Source organism: Butyrivibrio sp. (genome assembly GCF_017433805.1).
Lineage (GTDB): Bacteria > Bacillota > Clostridia > Lachnospirales > Lachnospiraceae > Butyrivibrio.
This window is the reverse complement of the sequence record NZ_JAFRGN010000013.1, coordinates 208,736-223,539: the sequence shown is the minus strand read 5'-3', so window position 1 is coordinate 223,539 and position 14,804 is coordinate 208,736. Positions and strand designations below refer to the sequence as shown.

The window sequence follows — 14,804 nt, the reverse complement described above, 5'->3', positions numbered from 1 at the left end:
TCTGACATGTTTTTGACTGTAACACTATCCCTTCTGGAGGGATTTCTAGGAACTATTAAATTATTTGTATTAACGCTTTTATTCTCTCTTCCACTTGGACTTATCATATCCTTTGGATCGATGAGTAAAATAAAGCTTATCAAATGCCCTATAAGATTTATTATCTGGATCGTACGAGGAACTCCTCTTATGCTACAGCTCCTCATTATTTATTATGGCCCGGGAATATTTCTTCATATGAACATATGGGGCACAGATAATACAGGCAGATTTATAGCAGCTTTAGTTGCTTTTGTATTTAACTATGCCTGCTATTTCTCAGAAATCTACCGCGGAGGGATTCAGTCAATTCCTGTTGGTCAATATGAAGCAGGTCAGGTTTTAGGCCTTTCAAGATCACAGATCTTTTTTAAGATAATTCTTTTACAGGTCATTAAACGCATCGTACCTCCAATATCCAATGAGGTAATCACACTGGTAAAAGACACTTCGCTGGCAAGAGTTATTGCTGTTTACGAGATTATCTGGAATGGACAGTCCTTTATTAAAAGTAGTGGTATTATCTGGCCACTCTTCTATACAGGCGCCTTCTATCTCATATTCAGCGGTCTTTTAACGCTGTTATTTGGCTACATTGAAAAGAAATTAAGCTACTTTAGATAAAGATATTGGGGACAAAATGCAAATATTAGAAGTAAACGATATACGTAAAAAATTTGATAATACAGAAATACTAAAGGGAATAAGCTTTAATCTGGACGAAGGACAGACACTTTCTATAATTGGATCCTCAGGAAGTGGTAAAACAACACTTTTAAGATGCCTTAATTTCCTTGAAACTCCAGATGCTGGAACAATAAGTGTACGTGGTAATATGCTGTTTGATGCAGCTATTCCGGTAACTGATCCAGAAGAGCTTCGTAAAAAGAGACTTCATTTCGGACTAGTATTCCAGCAGTTTAATCTGTTTCCGCAGTATACAGCTCTTGAAAATGTTACACTGGCTCCGCTTCTTTCTTTTGACGGCAGATCCAAAGATGAAATTATAGCAAATGCCAAAGAAATACTAGATAATATGGGACTTTCCAATAGAATGGATAACTACCCTCATCAATTATCTGGTGGTCAGCAGCAACGTGTTGCTATCGCTAGAGCTCTTGCTCTTAAGCCTGACATTCTTTGCTTTGATGAACCTACTTCTGCTCTTGATCCAGAGCTTACTGGAGAGGTTCTTCGCGTTATTAAAGAGCTTGCAAATCTTCATACTACAATGATCATTGTTACTCACGAAATGGCTTTTGCCAGAGATGTGGCAGACACAGCGATATTCATGGACAATGGCATTATCTTAGAACAAGGCCCGGCCAAGGAGCTTATTGATAATCCAAGAGAAGAAAGAACTAAACAATTCCTCTCCCGCCTTAGTCAAAACTGAAAAAATAAATCTCAAGAAATACGCTTATATAGTGTATCTCTTGAGATTTATTTATTTGCATTAAACAGATTTATAGATCTTCTTAAATATGCTCTTTTCTATAATGAAAATATCATGTATGTCGTCCTGACTGACAGCAAGATAATCACCCTTCTGCCCAATCATGTAAGTATCATTGTCCCAGAATGAAAAAAGTTTGGTAGTCTTAGTAAGCTTCTTGGCATAAATCTTGATATCACCAGTAGATTCACAGCTCTTAGCCAGTGGAAGAAGTGAAAAAGACTTACCAGTATCTGCATTCTTAATAGTAGGAATATAGTCGCTGTTAAACTTAAATTTCCTTCTTGTCTTCTTGAAGCTTGAATTAAACTTTTCAACTGAAATAGCCTTAACATTACCCTTAGAATCCAGAATAAGTATAGTGTTATCCCTGATCTCAATATTAGCATCACCTGCAAGAGTTCTGATGATAGCCATATTGCCAGTTGGAACATACTCATGTGGCTCTACATAAGCTAGAGTTATTGGTGAACGCTCATATTTGGACATATGTGATAAAACAAGAGTTGTATCATTGGCATATATGATCTCTGCATTCTCAAAGTAGTCAGCCATACGCTCTCTTATAATATTAGAAATTGAGTGTTTGGCTGAATCATCATCAATTTCAATGTAATCCGGATACTGCTTGATGATCAGTTCATTTTTAAGAATTCCGCCAGCTTTTTCTGTGTGTCCTCCTCCTGAACCTATCTTCTGAGCAAGGAAAGTTGCAAGTTCATCTGCTCTTGTCTCATTGGAACAGCTTCTGATAGAGAATTTGACACCAAAAGACAGAATACTATATACAAGACAAACATCTATATCATCGACAGCAACAATAAAATCTCCAATGAGACCTAAAATATTAGGATCACATGGATCAGTTCTGAGAATAGCATACTTGTTATCGGGATGGTATTCCACACCAAGCATAGCGACTCCTGCAATCTTGGCCTCTCTAAGAGTAAGATTCATATTCTTGAGCTTAAGGATAAGATTCTTATTATAGTTAAGAGCCTCGATCATATCACGATCAAGAGGGTGTGACATCTCGGAAAAGGCATTAGTATCAGAATATAAGCCATAATAAAGTGCTGTTGCTATATTCTCATCTATATTGAAATCTTCATCTTCTATCTTGAGCAGATTCCAAATTACAGAACAACAGCTTCCCAAGTTACTGCGTACCTCGTTTAATTTGGGAAGTGTGCCATATACCTGGTGATGATCAATTACAGCTATATCTTTAGCTGGAAATTTCTTAACGTTACCTTCGCCGTATTGACAGTCTGTTAATAAGAGTAGCTCTGGCTTAGTCTTGAGATTACTTACGAATTCAATGGGAATCTTAAGTTCTTTAATAAGATAAACAAGATTACTCTTTGTTATCTTAAAGTTGCCTGAATAGATAAAGCGTACTTTTTTACCGAGCTTAGAAAAGTATCTATATAAAACATATCCTGAACAGATAGCATCTGCATCAGGATTATCATGGCATTGAATAACTATGGAATTATATTTAAGAAGTGCAGATAGTTTCATTAAAAATCTCCTTGCTGATACTATTATATATCAACAAGGAGTATTTTTTTAGGTGAATTATTGAACTTTCTGTTAAATTATGAAGTGTTTTCAGATAAATACAGTAAATTTAATGATATAAGATCATTTATATTCCTTGGAATAATATGGAATGATAAGGCTCTCTCCTGCATTTAATGTGCTATCAGTATCCATTCTGTTGAGTTTGCAAATCTCTGTGATGTAGCAATTCAAATTGTTATAGTGATCCTCGGAATAATGCTCTGAAGCTATGCTCCATAATGAATCACCAGCATGTACAGTTACAGTTGTATAATATTTGAATTCAGGCTCATAAGTATCAGACTGTGCGTCAGTATAAATAGAAGCTCCCATGAAAATAAATGTGAATAATACTAATGTTACAAGAACTATTATCAAACTGATCTGGCGCTTGAAAATGCGCTGTCTCCTGGCCTTATTGGCTCTAATTCTAATCTCACTCTTGCTGAAAAATCTAGGATCATTGTACAAACTTGCTGCAGCATACATTGCATTAGTCATCTTCATACCCTCTTATCAATACCTTAAATCAAACATCAACAGATTCATTCAACTATTAGGCGAACATTTGTTGCGAACAATTGTTCTGAAATAATAATACAAAACAAATGTTTGACTGTCAACAAAAATCGAACATATTTTCCGAACAAATATTTGCTTATTTTGAAATGCGATGTTATACTAAGATAGTAAAAATGTGTTAAATGATACATTTTTTGTATATTAAATATAGGAGGGCCGTATGGAAAAAGGTAATATTTCTAAGAAACAACAGGAGATTCTCGATTATATCAAGGAACAGACTCTTCAGAGAGGATTTCCACCTGCAGTAAGAGATATTTGCAAGGCTGTTAATCTTAAGTCCACATCCTCTGTTCATTCTCACTTAGAGACTTTAGAAAAAAATGGTTATATCAGACGAGACCCTACCAAGCCACGTGCTATAGAGATCTGTGATGATGGCTTTAATATGGTTAGAACTGAGATCGTTTCTATTCCTGTAATTGGTCAGGTTGCAGCTGGTATGCCAATTCTTGCTGAAGAGAATATTGATTCATATATTCCTATTCCAGCTAGTATGTGTCCTAAGGGAGCTGATGCATTCATTCTCAAGGTTAAGGGAGATTCCATGATCAATGCTGGTATTTACAATGGGGATCAGATTTTTGTTCAGCAGTGTAACACTGCCAAGAATGGTGATCAGGTTGTAGCTCTTATTGATGATTCTGCTACTGTTAAGACTTTTTACAAGGAAGATGGGCATATTCGTCTTCAGCCCGAGAACGATAATATGGATCCAATTATAGTTGATGACTGTCAGATACTTGGCAAGGTTTTCGGCGTTATGAGATTTTATTAATACATCATTTAATTTATTTTATTAGTGATGATTTATATTACATGTTTATAAATTATCATAGTGATAAAAATTTAAGCCGATATATCAGTTTTTGGTATATCGGCTTTTCTAACATTTATTAATTTATAATTTAATTCTCTGGCTAAGATAAATCTATATCCATATTGGACTTATCAAGCTAACTCTTCTTTTGTTATAGTCTTACCATCTCTCCAGATTCTCTCAAGATCATAGAAAAGTCTGTTCTCATTATCAAATACATGAACGATAATATCGCCAAAATCAAGAAGAATCCAGTTACCAGCTTCATAGCCTTCTCCGTTTTTGGTCATGTGACCAGCTCTGCCAAGAACTTCCTGTACGTTGTCTGCCATAGCCTGTACCTGATTGATATTAGTACCGCCAGCTATAATGAAATAATCTGCAAGAGTTGAAATCTCACTGATATCAATAACTCTTACGTCTTCTCCTTTTCTATCCTCAAGAGCATCAACAGCCATGAGTGCCATTTTCTTAGATACGTTTAAATCTGCCATTCTAACCTCGCTTATTTATAAAACTTTTTATAATACTCGTATGCTTCCATTGTTGCATCATCACATTCTTTACCGATTGTGTCAAGGTACTGAACAGAATCATGCAGAATATGTGCCAGACACTTATCAATGTCTGAAAATGCTTCTTTTCTGATCTCATCCATGCCTTCTAAAGGCTTTCTGTTAGGTTCTATGAAATCAGCTATATAAATGATCTTTTCAAGAAGTGACATGTCTTCTTTACCAGTTGTGTGCCATCTGATAGCGTTTAAAATCTCAGTATCATAGACGTCATACTTAGTTCTGGCCAGATACATGCCAACCTTGGCATGTAAAAGAGAATGATTTCTTCTCTCTACATCAGTTATATCAATCTTATTCTTCTCACAGATCTTGATCTGCTCCTCATGCGTCAGACATTTAGCGCAGTCATGGAGCATTCCGGCTATAAGTGCTTTTTCTACATCTGCCCCATGGACAAAAGCCATATTTGCAGCTGTATAAGCGACACCTAATGTATGGTCGAAACGATCTGGTTTAAGTTCCTTCTGAAGCTCTTTACGGAGCTTTTGTGAGATCTCGATAGTCCTCATTTATATAACCCCTTAATGCAAATATACTCGATACATTCATCAGGTAGCATATATCTTGCAGATCTACCTTTTCTGATACGTTCTCTGATATCAGTAGAAGAAATATCTATCCTGTTAAAGGTCAGAAGTCTTATGTCAGCACCAAAGTCGTTTTGAAGCTCTCTTCTCTTCTTATCAAGAGCTGCTATGTCATCTTCCTGCCTGGTTGCAGCAATAATAATACAAGATGTAAGAAGATCCTTGGCTCTATACCATGAATCAATACCAATAACAGAATCTGCTCCAAGTATCAGATATAATTCATCTCCTGGATACATCATCTTAAGATCCTCTATGGTATCGATAGTATAGCTGCCTTCCGGCTTATCAATCTCTAGTCTTGAACATGTAAAATAAGGATTATCATTAATTGCCATCTTGACCATCTGGTATCTTTCTTCTGTTCCAGATACCTCTGTTCGATGTGGCATATGCGCAAGATTATTTGGGATAAAGATTACTCTATCAAGTCCAAACTGTTCTCTTGCAGACTCACCAAGTAATAGATGAGCATTGTGAATAGGGTCAAATGTTCCTCCAAGTATACCAATCTTTCTGCATTCCATATTGAGCCTCCTAATGGTATAAACATGTTAACAGTTCATTTAAGCCTTATATTCAAGCCTTCTTACTAGCCTTAGGTAAAACAATCTTAGGATCGTCCTTGAAAGGTTTGTATAATACAAATTTTCTTCCTATAACCTGTACCAGCTCTGAACGTGTACGTTCAGAAACAGTAACAGCTACGTCCTTAACATCTTCTAAACAATTCTTGAGTACTGTAACCTTTACAAGCTCATGTGTATTAAAGGTTTCTGCAATAGCATTTGTTATTTCTGGGCTTACACTTGATTTACCAATCTGAAAAACTGGCTCAAGATCAGCTGCCAGACTCTTTAAATATGCTCTTTGCTTACTAGTTAATGTCATTCTTCTTCATCCTCTTCATAATTTCCAGGTACTGTATCAGCGTTTCTATAATATTCAAAGCTAAAGCCGTACATGCGAACTGTATCGCCTTCCTGGATGTGCAACTTCTCAAGTTCATCAAGAATTCCGTTGTCAGCCATAAACTTCTGGAAGAATGCGAATCCTTTTTCAGATTCGAGGTTTGTATAACCAAGCATCTTCTCAATCTTAGGACCTTCTACAACGTACTCTTTTTCTTCTGGATCATATTCTACAGTAAATGCTTCATCAGCAGCTCTCGCCATAGTCTCTGGGAAGAATTCCTGTTCAAAGACAACAGGCTTTTCATTGATCTCAGAAAGAACCTTACTAATATAGTATAACAGTTCCTGAATACCTTGACCAGTTAAGGTAGATGTAGCAAACACCTTAACTCCAAGAGGCTCATATTTATCTCTGATCTTCTGGATAATTTCAGCCTGCTCGCCTTCAGGAAGCATATCTATCTTGTTAGCTGCAATAACCTGAGGCTTCTTGGTAATATCTGCATTGTAATTCTTAAGCTCATTGTTGATAGCTTCGATATCTTCAAAAGGATCTCTGCCCTCAGTTGAAGCAGCATCTACAACGTGAATCATAACACGTGTTCTCTCTATATGACGAAGAAATTCATGGCCAAGTCCTGCTCCATCAGAAGCTCCTTCTATTAGACCAGGAATATCGGCAACAACAAATCCTCTTGCATCATTAAGATCGACTACACCAAGCATTGGTGAAAGTGTTGTGAAATGATAATTGGCAATCTTGGGCTTGGCATTGGAAACCTTAGAAAGGAATGTTGATTTACCAACATTAGGGAAACCTACAAGTCCTACATCAGCAATAACCTTAAGCTCAAGAAGTACCTCTAACTCTATAGCTGGCTGTCCTGGCTGCGCATACTTAGGAGCTTGCATTGTTGATGTTGCATAATGCATGTTTCCGTTACCGCCACGACCGCCTTTTAATATAACAGCTTCCTTGTTATCACCACTCATATCAGCAATAACCTTTCCGCTGGCTACTTCCTTAATTACTGTTCCTTCTGGAACCTTTATGATAAGGTCAGATCCATTTTTACCGTGGCAACGTCTCTTGTTACCATCCTGACCGTTTTCTGCTTTATACTTACCACCATAATGGAAATCGGCAAGTGTATTGATACCCTCGTCGACTCTAAAAATTACGTCTCCGCCCTTTCCGCCGTCTCCGCCGTCTGGACCACCGTTATTTACAAACTTCTCTCTTCTAAAGGAAATATGGCCATCGCCACCTTTTCCACTCTGTATAAAGATTTTCGCTTTATCTACGAATACAGGCATATTACTCCTTTTTTAGCATCTGCTAAAGTTTGAAAAAGGGCTTCAAACGCAATTGTTTGAAGCCCGATTTGACATAAAAAATTACTTATTCTCTACAGGATGAACGCTAGCCTGCTTTTTATCTCTGCCCTTGCGCTCAAATCTAAGAACACCATCAACAAGTGCATACAATGTATCATCGCTACCGATGCCTACATTTACACCAGGATGAATGTGTGTTCCACGCTGTCTGTATAAAATATTACCGGCCTTTACGAATTGTCCGTCAGCTCTTTTTGCTCCGAGTCTCTTGGATTCAGAATCTCTACCATTCTTTGTTGATCCAACACCCTTCTTATGAGCAAAAAATTGAAGGTTCATATTCATCATGACTTATTCCCTCCTAAATTTAATGTTCAAAAATTTCTTTCCATACTGTCTGAATATACTATCTACACCTAATTCAAATGATTTAACCAACAAATCAGCATCATGTGATGGATCATTATCAAATCTTAATCTGATCAGTCCAAGGTCTTCGTCCTGTTCTACATCAAACTTATCATCAGTGAACTTGTCCAGTGAATTGATAAGGTTAATACTCAGAACTGAAACAGCAGCACATACAATATCTTCACCATATTCAGCAAATCCTGCATGTCCACTGCATTCTATAATCTTGTACTTGTCATCAGATGTCTTTGTAATAGTTATAGTAGTCATTGTATTCCGACTTTTAATTACAGTGTGATCTTGTCAATCTTAACAAGTGTGAAAGGCTGTCTGTGGCCATTCTTTTTGTGATAGCCAGTCTTTCTCTTGTACTTGTAAACAACAACCTTCTTAGCACGGCCCTGCTCTACAACTGTAGCGCTAACCTTAGCTGAGCTAACATCGCCAGCTACCTTAAGTGCCTTTCCGTCGTTTACTGCGATAACATTATCGAATGTTACCTCTTTTCCAGACTCGACATCGAGCTTCTCTACTCTGATCTCGTCGCCCTCGGAAACTTTGTACTGCTTACCACCAGTTACAATAATTGCGTACATAAGTTACCTCCTTCTTCAAAAAACTCGCTAACTTTGGCGGAGAAATAATCTCACTTAAGCCTAGTTAAGCGGCATACCATAGTACTATAACATCGATTTTATCTATTGTCAACAACATTTTCAACTTCATGCAAAATTTCTTTTAATGATTTATCGTTTTTATTTCTTGTTAGTTCCATAATACCAAGCCCGGTAATATCTACATAGTTGGTATGAACCTGATCCTGTCTGCATAATTTTTTCATGTGTGAAATAAGTTTATCGTAATCCTCATCCTGTTTCATATTAATGAAATCTATCAGGATCATACCTGTAAGATTACGAAGTCTTACCTGTCTCATTATCTCGTCTGCAGCTTCAAGATTTACATCAAGAGAAATACTGTTTTTGCCTTTTATAGCCTTACCTGTATTTACATCTATGGCGTTAAAGCTCTCAAGCTGTTCAATAATGATGAAAGCACCACTTTTTAACCAGATTCTGTTCTGTCTAAGCTCATCAATCTTGGACTTTATACCATGAATACCATTGTCTTCTATAACAGGACAATCTGTAATTCCAGCATTTTTCATGAAGTTTCTGGCTTTGTCCAAGGTATTAACTACAGGTTTGTAAAGGCAGGTATAGATAGTTCTGCTACGACCTTCACTTAATATAGCTGCCAGTTTTTCTATGCAGCTTTTGATATCGGATGATATCGTATCTTTAAAAGAAGACACCTCTATTTCAGAAGCGTTAGTTCTGATTATGAGCCCTATATCGGAACCATAAAGACTACTTTGATAATCTTTTTTCAGGTCAACAAAAATGCTTTTTGTCTTGTCTATAAATTCTCTTCTGACATCATCTGAAAGTTTAACAGATGCTCCTACACCATTTCTTCCAAGAGTTATAACAGAATACTTGCCAGAAATGGATATCGTAGTAGACAGCTTTGTTTTTTTGGTCTTAATGGCTTCCGAATCTATCTGAACTATTACCTCATCACCATTTTTAAGACAGTCACTACTATCAAAGGATCTGTTAGTTACACAAGAACATGAAATCTTATCAAGTGGAAGATATCCTATATTCTCGCCGTCGTATTTAACAAACGCTGCATTGAGATTTTTGACTATATGATCTACCTTTCCAAGATAAATCTCATTTAAATGACTCTCTCTTTCAAAAGAAAGATATTCCATCTTATTATTGATAAAGCCTGTGATTACATTATTGCCTTTGTAGTTTGCAAGAATTATCTGACCTTCAGACATTTAAGTAAAACCTCGTTGAAATATCATCTGTTATAAAAGGTTCAATATAAGACTTATCGCCATCTTCGCATAATCTATAAATATCAATTCTGTGAATATCAAGAGCATTATTATCAAGTTCAAGGCCCTTGGAATTCATAAATCCACCAAACAAAAGAGATGGCTTTAATGTTGCCATGGAGCTCATGCTAAGAAGAAGTGTGACTGATTCATCTGCCTCATCGCATTCACAGCTAAAGATCATAGGCTTCATGTCTATTTCTTTTTCGCCGCTCTTAGTCTTCTTCATAGCGGGAAGCTTATCATTATCTAAGTACTTCTTAAATTCAGAAATCCAGTCAAAATCAGGCTTGAGAGACTGCCTGAATCTGATCTTGTATTTAGCTGCATAAGCAGCTGTCATGGCTTTTTCTGCAGAATCACCAAGTTCAACTACGGAAATAATTTCAATTCCTTCGTTCATAAATTCATTGAGACGATTCTTGATATCTTCAGTACTGATCATGGAATTAACTGTCATATCCATGTATTCACCATCACTTGTAGCGCCAACGCTAAGAGGCTGCGCAAAAGAGATAACCTGGTGAGGACTAAAGCCCTCTGAGTACTTAACGTCGATCTCAGCTCTTCTGATAGCTTTCTGGAAATATCTCATTACATCAAGATGACCAATAAACTTAATTGGTCCATTCTTGGAAAATTTCAAACGTAATTTATGCATTGTTCTTGCCCTCCGTACATACACCAACTCCATAGGAGGCTGCGCCACATCCAAGACAGCCAAGACGGCAATTGCTTGAAGGCTTACCTGCAAGAGCATTTTTCCATTCTCTTAAAAGGAATGACTTTGTAACGCCGCAGTTAAGGATATCCCAAGGGAATATTTCATCATCAGCTCTTTCTCTTGTTGTATAGAAGAATGGATCAATTCCACATTCGTCAAATATCTTCATCCATACATCAAAGTGGAAATACTCGCCCCAGGCATCGTAAATACATCCGCTTTCATAAGCCTTGAGAATAACTTTATTAAGTCTTCTATCGCCTCTGGCAAGAATGCCTTCCATCATACTTGCATCAGCTTCATGCCAGTTGTACTTAATGTGCTTCTGGTTGAGCTGAGACATGATTCCTTTTCTGGTCTTGTTTGCCTTATCAAGGAATTCCTCTTTAGTATTCATAGGAGCCCACTGAAAAGGAGTAAATGGCTTGGGCACAAAGAATGATGTGCTGGCAACAATATCAATTGTTCTTCCATTTCTCTTCTCTTTAGGCATGGTTTCGAAATATTCTACTGCAACTTTATTGGCAATATCTCCGATTCCAAGAATATCCTCATCAGTCTCTGTAGGAAGACCAAGCATGAAATAAAGCTTAACCTTATTCCATCCACCAAGGAAGGCTTCATGTGAACCTCTAAGGATATCTTCTTCTGTAAGACCTTTATTGATTACATCTCTCATTCTCTGAGTACCAGCCTCAGGAGCAAAGGTAAGAGAACTCTTTTTAACATCCTGAACCTTACTCATGACATCAAGAGAAAAGGCATCAATACGAAGTGAAGGAAGTGATATATTAACCTTCTTGTCATTGCACTCTTCAATCAGGAAATCCAAGAGCTCTGGAAGCTTGGAGTAATCGCTTGAACTCAAGGAACTAAGGGATATTTCTTCATAACCAGTGTTTTTTAATGACTCAATAGCATGCTGTTTGAGGTATTCAACATCCTTTTCTCTAAGTGGTTTATAGAGCTGACCTGCCTGGCAGAATCTACAGCCTCTTATACAACCACGCATAACTTCAAGAACTACTCTGTCCTGAGTAATCTTGATATATGGAACAACAGGCTTAGTTGGATAAAACTCTTTAGAAAGATCGGTACACATCTCTTTCTTAACAGTTTCTGGTACGTCGTCATAAATAGGCTTCATAGACTTTATTGTGAAGTCGTCGTTATACTCAACGTTATAAAGAGATGGTACATACATTCCAGGAATATGGCTTAGCTGTCTTAAGAACTCCTGTCTTGAAACGCCATCTTTTCTGGCCTTTTTATAAAGATCAAAAATCTCTCTATATCTTGTCTCACCTTCACCAATATAGAAAAAGTCAAAGAAATCAGTAATAGGCTCTGGATTATAGGTACAAGGGCCTCCACCGACTACAATAGGATCATCCCAGGTTCTATCCGCAGCAAGAAGAGGTATCTTGGAAAGATCAAGTACCTGCAAAATATTCGTATAACACATCTCATACTGGATTGTGAAACCAAGAAAATCAAAGTTCCTGATCGGTTCCTGGGATTCCAGAGCAAAAAGAGGGATATCTTTATCTCTTAGTACCTTGTCCATATCGGTCCAAGGTGAATACACACGCTCGCACCATACGTCTTCATAAGAGTTAAAGAGTCCGTAAAGAATCTGAATACCAAGATGAGACATTCCTATTTCGTAAACATCAGGGAAACACATAGCAAACCTGATATCAACGGCGTTTTTATCCTTGTAAACGCTGTTGACCTCATTGCCAATGTATCTCTCCGGTTTCTCAATACTAAGGAGTGTCTCATCTGAAAGAGCTAAATTATAATTCATGTTTTTTCCTTATCGTCTAGACAGTTCATCAGTTATCTCCTCCCAGCTGACATTCTTTTCAGCCATGAGGACCATCATATGATACAGGAAATCAGACATTTCGTAAACTATTTCGTTGGAGCCTTCATTTTTGGCGGCTATAACCATCTCTGTTGCTTCTTCTCCAACCTTTTTAAGAATCTTATCAAGGCCTTTATCAAAAAGATAGTTGGTATAAGAACCTTCTCTTGGATTAATCTTTCTGTCCTGAATTACATCAAAGACACTGTCCAGAACCTTCTGAGGATTCTTCTCGGTATATTCCTTGGAGGCAATCTCATTAAAGAAGCAGGAATAGCTTCCAGTATGACACGCAGCTCCGATCTGCTTAACCTTGGCAAGAATAGTATCAAGATCACAATCGGCTGTCAGTGACATTACATACTGGTAATGTGAACTGGTTAATCCCTTTACCCAGAGCTCGTTACGGCTTCGACTAAAGTATGTCATCTTACCTGTACTTAGAGTTTTATTATAAGCCTCTTCGTTCATATATGCCAACATCAAAACCTGATCGGTTCTATAATCCTGCACTATAACAGGAACCATGCCATCTGAGTTCTTTTTAAGATCAGCAAAAGAAAACTTTGGCTCAAGTCTAAGGATGTCTATCCCCTTTGAAAGACATGCTTCTTTGTAGGCTGATACCTTAGCTATATTAGAGTTGATAACATCTCCTGATATTCCTGATATAGAATCATATTTCTCAAAGAGTGAATATGGCTCTCCATCAAAAGAATCATCAATAACAACCGTTATAGGCAGATCAATAGACGGAAGGTTAACGCCATCCTTGTAATCTATGCATACTAATTCGCTTATATACTTAAGCACCTGATCTTTATTGCCATCAATTGATGATGCATCGCTATAGCATGCAAGTATCTTATCTTTTCCGAATTTCTCTGATACTTCTGCAAGTATTTCTATGTTGCCTGGTTTGCTGAAGTTAAGACATGCCTTCTTACATCCAGCATATAGAAGCTTCTTGATATCCTCCATACGCTTAACATTTCCAGCACCAATAACTGGTACATCGCTAGCCTTGCAGATATCCTTTATAATATCAAGTGATTTCTCATGAGCTTTGTCATCTCCTGATGCCACAAGGTCAAAGACAATAATTCCATCTACATTTTCATTTGAGTATTCCTGAGTCAAAGCTATCGGATCATCATTAATAACAGTGTAATCCTTAAGAGATTTAACTGCCTTTTCATCCTTCAGGTAAATTGATGCTAAGAATTTTTTCTTAAAATCTGACATTAAAGTGCTCCTTTTGTACTAAGTACATCACTTATTCTGGGATCTATTGTTGTAGCCTCATCAAGAGCCTTTGCAAAAGCCTTAAAGAGAGCTTCTATTTTGTGATGATCATTAAGACCTGTGATAATTCTAAGATGAAGATTCATTCCTGCAGAATAAGATATTGCATAAAAGAATTCTCTTACCATCTGAGTATCAAAATCACCAACCATAGGTGAAGTGAATTCGCCATCCATTATAAAATATGGACGTCCACTGAGGTCAATAGCACACATTACAAGCGTTTCATCCATAGGAAGTATCATGCTGCCATATCTCTTAATGCCCTTTTTGTCGCCAATAGCCTTGGCAATGGCCTGACCAAGAACGATTCCGGTATCTTCAACTGTGTGATGACAATCAACATTTAGATCGCCACTTGCCTTAACATTAAGGTCAAAAAGACCGTGTCTTGCAAAGCCATCAAGCATATGATCAAAAAATCCATTACCAGTTTCTATGTTACTGGTACCTGTGCCATCGATATTCAAAGTAATGGCAATATCCGCTTCCTTGGTTTTTCTTGCAACTGTAGCAGAGCGTAATTCCATAAGTTGTATCCCCTTAAATTAATCTCGCAAAATATTGTTAATTTAACTTATAAAAATTAAATAACTTGCAGTTTATAATCACTTTAGAAAGTTAACTTGCAATTTTGACGCTAAATCATATGAATACACATGTTATTGTACGTTATTTACCATATCGGTCAGTATTATAAAT

Annotated in this window: 18 protein-coding genes; 3 read left to right on the top strand and 15 right to left on the bottom strand. The window is 37.1% G+C overall.

Annotated features, from left to right (window positions below; all coding sequences use genetic code 11):
• Positions 1-6: 6 nt before the first annotated feature.
• A complete protein-coding gene (locus tag IJI01_RS04400; RefSeq protein WP_292186391.1) occupies positions 7-663 on the top strand; it encodes an amino acid ABC transporter permease in 657 nt (218 codons plus the stop codon).
• Positions 664-679: 16 nt separating this feature from the next.
• The gene (locus IJI01_RS04395; protein ID WP_292186386.1) at positions 680-1,435 is read left to right on the top strand and encodes an amino acid ABC transporter ATP-binding protein; all 756 of its coding nucleotides are present in this window, start codon (positions 680-682) and stop codon (positions 1,433-1,435) included.
• A gap of 60 nt (positions 1,436-1,495) precedes the next feature.
• Here the strand turns inward: IJI01_RS04395 and IJI01_RS04390 are convergent, their stop codons facing one another.
• Positions 1,496-3,019, bottom strand: a complete 1,524-nt coding sequence (locus IJI01_RS04390; protein ID WP_292186384.1) for a DHH family phosphoesterase — start codon at positions 3,017-3,019, stop codon at positions 1,496-1,498.
• Positions 3,020-3,142: 123 nt separating this feature from the next.
• Entirely contained in the window at positions 3,143-3,562 is a 420-nt protein-coding gene (locus tag IJI01_RS04385; RefSeq protein WP_292186382.1) for a LysM peptidoglycan-binding domain-containing protein, read from the bottom strand.
• Between the two features lie 241 nt (positions 3,563-3,803).
• Here IJI01_RS04385 and lexA point away from each other — a divergent pair, with 241 nt between their 5' ends.
• Complete coding sequence (gene lexA, locus IJI01_RS04380; protein WP_292186380.1) at positions 3,804-4,421, top strand: transcriptional repressor LexA; 618 nt, start codon at positions 3,804-3,806, stop codon at positions 4,419-4,421.
• A gap of 173 nt (positions 4,422-4,594) precedes the next feature.
• On the opposite strand, the gene rsfS is transcribed toward lexA, so the two are convergent.
• The 13 genes from rsfS to hisB all read right to left on the bottom strand — a co-directional run bounded on the left by rsfS (position 4,595) and on the right by hisB (position 14,632).
• The gene (rsfS, locus tag IJI01_RS04375) at positions 4,595-4,957 is read right to left on the bottom strand and encodes a ribosome silencing factor (protein ID WP_292186377.1); all 363 of its coding nucleotides are present in this window, start codon (positions 4,955-4,957) and stop codon (positions 4,595-4,597) included.
• Positions 4,958-4,968: 11 nt separating this feature from the next.
• Positions 4,969-5,550: a bis(5'-nucleosyl)-tetraphosphatase (symmetrical) YqeK gene (gene yqeK, locus IJI01_RS04370; RefSeq protein ID WP_292186374.1), complete on the bottom strand. Its 582-nt coding sequence runs from the start codon at positions 5,548-5,550 to the stop codon at positions 4,969-4,971.
• Positions 5,547-6,155 (bottom strand): nicotinate-nucleotide adenylyltransferase, encoded by a 609-nt coding sequence (gene nadD, locus IJI01_RS04365; protein ID WP_292186371.1) that lies wholly within the window; start codon positions 6,153-6,155, stop codon positions 5,547-5,549. The genes yqeK and nadD overlap by 4 nt, the downstream gene beginning before the upstream one ends.
• 52 nt (positions 6,156-6,207) lie before the next feature.
• Positions 6,208-6,519, bottom strand: coding sequence for a ribosome assembly RNA-binding protein YhbY (gene yhbY, locus IJI01_RS04360; RefSeq protein ID WP_292186369.1), 312 nt, complete (start codon positions 6,517-6,519; stop codon positions 6,208-6,210).
• On the bottom strand, positions 6,516-7,859 hold the full coding sequence (obgE, locus tag IJI01_RS04355) for a GTPase ObgE (protein ID WP_292186366.1): 1,344 nt from the start codon (positions 7,857-7,859) through the stop codon (positions 6,516-6,518). Before obgE ends, yhbY begins: the two co-directional genes overlap by 4 nt.
• Before the next feature lie 81 nt (positions 7,860-7,940).
• A complete protein-coding gene (rpmA, locus tag IJI01_RS04350; protein ID WP_022774002.1) occupies positions 7,941-8,228 on the bottom strand; it encodes a 50S ribosomal protein L27 in 288 nt (95 codons plus the stop codon).
• 3 nt (positions 8,229-8,231) lie between these two features.
• A complete protein-coding gene (locus IJI01_RS04345; protein WP_292186363.1) occupies positions 8,232-8,561 on the bottom strand; it encodes a ribosomal-processing cysteine protease Prp in 330 nt (109 codons plus the stop codon).
• 17 nt (positions 8,562-8,578) lie between these two features.
• A complete protein-coding gene (gene rplU, locus IJI01_RS04340; RefSeq protein ID WP_026487786.1) occupies positions 8,579-8,887 on the bottom strand; it encodes a 50S ribosomal protein L21 in 309 nt (102 codons plus the stop codon).
• A gap of 98 nt (positions 8,888-8,985) precedes the next feature.
• Positions 8,986-10,143: a ribonuclease E/G gene (locus IJI01_RS04335; protein WP_292186360.1), complete on the bottom strand. Its 1,158-nt coding sequence runs from the start codon at positions 10,141-10,143 to the stop codon at positions 8,986-8,988.
• The gene (locus IJI01_RS04330) at positions 10,136-10,864 is read right to left on the bottom strand and encodes a TIGR03936 family radical SAM-associated protein (RefSeq protein WP_292186358.1); all 729 of its coding nucleotides are present in this window, start codon (positions 10,862-10,864) and stop codon (positions 10,136-10,138) included. The genes IJI01_RS04335 and IJI01_RS04330 overlap by 8 nt, the downstream gene beginning before the upstream one ends.
• Positions 10,857-12,737 (bottom strand): TIGR03960 family B12-binding radical SAM protein, encoded by a 1,881-nt coding sequence (locus IJI01_RS04325; RefSeq protein ID WP_292186356.1) that lies wholly within the window; start codon positions 12,735-12,737, stop codon positions 10,857-10,859. Before IJI01_RS04325 ends, IJI01_RS04330 begins: the two co-directional genes overlap by 8 nt.
• A gap of 9 nt (positions 12,738-12,746) precedes the next feature.
• Positions 12,747-14,042 (bottom strand): bifunctional phosphoribosyl-AMP cyclohydrolase/phosphoribosyl-ATP diphosphatase HisIE, encoded by a 1,296-nt coding sequence (gene hisIE / locus IJI01_RS04320; protein WP_292186355.1) that lies wholly within the window; start codon positions 14,040-14,042, stop codon positions 12,747-12,749.
• On the bottom strand, positions 14,042-14,632 hold the full coding sequence (gene hisB / locus IJI01_RS04315; protein WP_292186353.1) for an imidazoleglycerol-phosphate dehydratase HisB: 591 nt from the start codon (positions 14,630-14,632) through the stop codon (positions 14,042-14,044). The genes hisIE and hisB overlap by 1 nt, the downstream gene beginning before the upstream one ends.
• Positions 14,633-14,804 lie beyond the last annotated feature (172 nt).

Excerpts from the sequence above, each read along its gene's own strand:
- IJI01_RS04400 (WP_292186391.1), top strand. The coding sequence starts at position 7 with ATGTTTTTGACTGTAACACTATCCCTTCTGGAGGGATTTCTAGGAACT.
- IJI01_RS04395 (WP_292186386.1), top strand. The coding sequence starts at position 680 with ATGCAAATATTAGAAGTAAACGATATACGTAAAAAATTTGATAATACA.
- IJI01_RS04390 (WP_292186384.1), bottom strand. The coding sequence starts at position 3,019 with ATGAAACTATCTGCACTTCTTAAATATAATTCCATAGTTATTCAATGC.
- IJI01_RS04385 (WP_292186382.1), bottom strand. The coding sequence starts at position 3,562 with ATGACTAATGCAATGTATGCTGCAGCAAGTTTGTACAATGATCCTAGA.
- lexA (WP_292186380.1), top strand. The coding sequence starts at position 3,804 with ATGGAAAAAGGTAATATTTCTAAGAAACAACAGGAGATTCTCGATTAT.
- rsfS (WP_292186377.1), bottom strand. The coding sequence starts at position 4,957 with ATGGCAGATTTAAACGTATCTAAGAAAATGGCACTCATGGCTGTTGAT.
- yqeK (WP_292186374.1), bottom strand. The coding sequence starts at position 5,550 with ATGAGGACTATCGAGATCTCACAAAAGCTCCGTAAAGAGCTTCAGAAG.
- nadD (WP_292186371.1), bottom strand. The coding sequence starts at position 6,155 with ATGGAATGCAGAAAGATTGGTATACTTGGAGGAACATTTGACCCTATT.
- yhbY (WP_292186369.1), bottom strand. The coding sequence starts at position 6,519 with ATGACATTAACTAGTAAGCAAAGAGCATATTTAAAGAGTCTGGCAGCT.
- obgE (WP_292186366.1), bottom strand. The coding sequence starts at position 7,859 with ATGCCTGTATTCGTAGATAAAGCGAAAATCTTTATACAGAGTGGAAAA.
- rpmA (WP_022774002.1), bottom strand. The coding sequence starts at position 8,228 with ATGATGAATATGAACCTTCAATTTTTTGCTCATAAGAAGGGTGTTGGA.
- IJI01_RS04345 (WP_292186363.1), bottom strand. The coding sequence starts at position 8,561 with ATGACTACTATAACTATTACAAAGACATCTGATGACAAGTACAAGATT.
- rplU (WP_026487786.1), bottom strand. The coding sequence starts at position 8,887 with ATGTACGCAATTATTGTAACTGGTGGTAAGCAGTACAAAGTTTCCGAG.
- IJI01_RS04335 (WP_292186360.1), bottom strand. The coding sequence starts at position 10,143 with ATGTCTGAAGGTCAGATAATTCTTGCAAACTACAAAGGCAATAATGTA.
- IJI01_RS04330 (WP_292186358.1), bottom strand. The coding sequence starts at position 10,864 with ATGCATAAATTACGTTTGAAATTTTCCAAGAATGGACCAATTAAGTTT.
- IJI01_RS04325 (WP_292186356.1), bottom strand. The coding sequence starts at position 12,737 with ATGAATTATAATTTAGCTCTTTCAGATGAGACACTCCTTAGTATTGAG.
- hisIE (WP_292186355.1), bottom strand. The coding sequence starts at position 14,042 with ATGTCAGATTTTAAGAAAAAATTCTTAGCATCAATTTACCTGAAGGAT.
- hisB (WP_292186353.1), bottom strand. The coding sequence starts at position 14,632 with ATGGAATTACGCTCTGCTACAGTTGCAAGAAAAACCAAGGAAGCGGAT.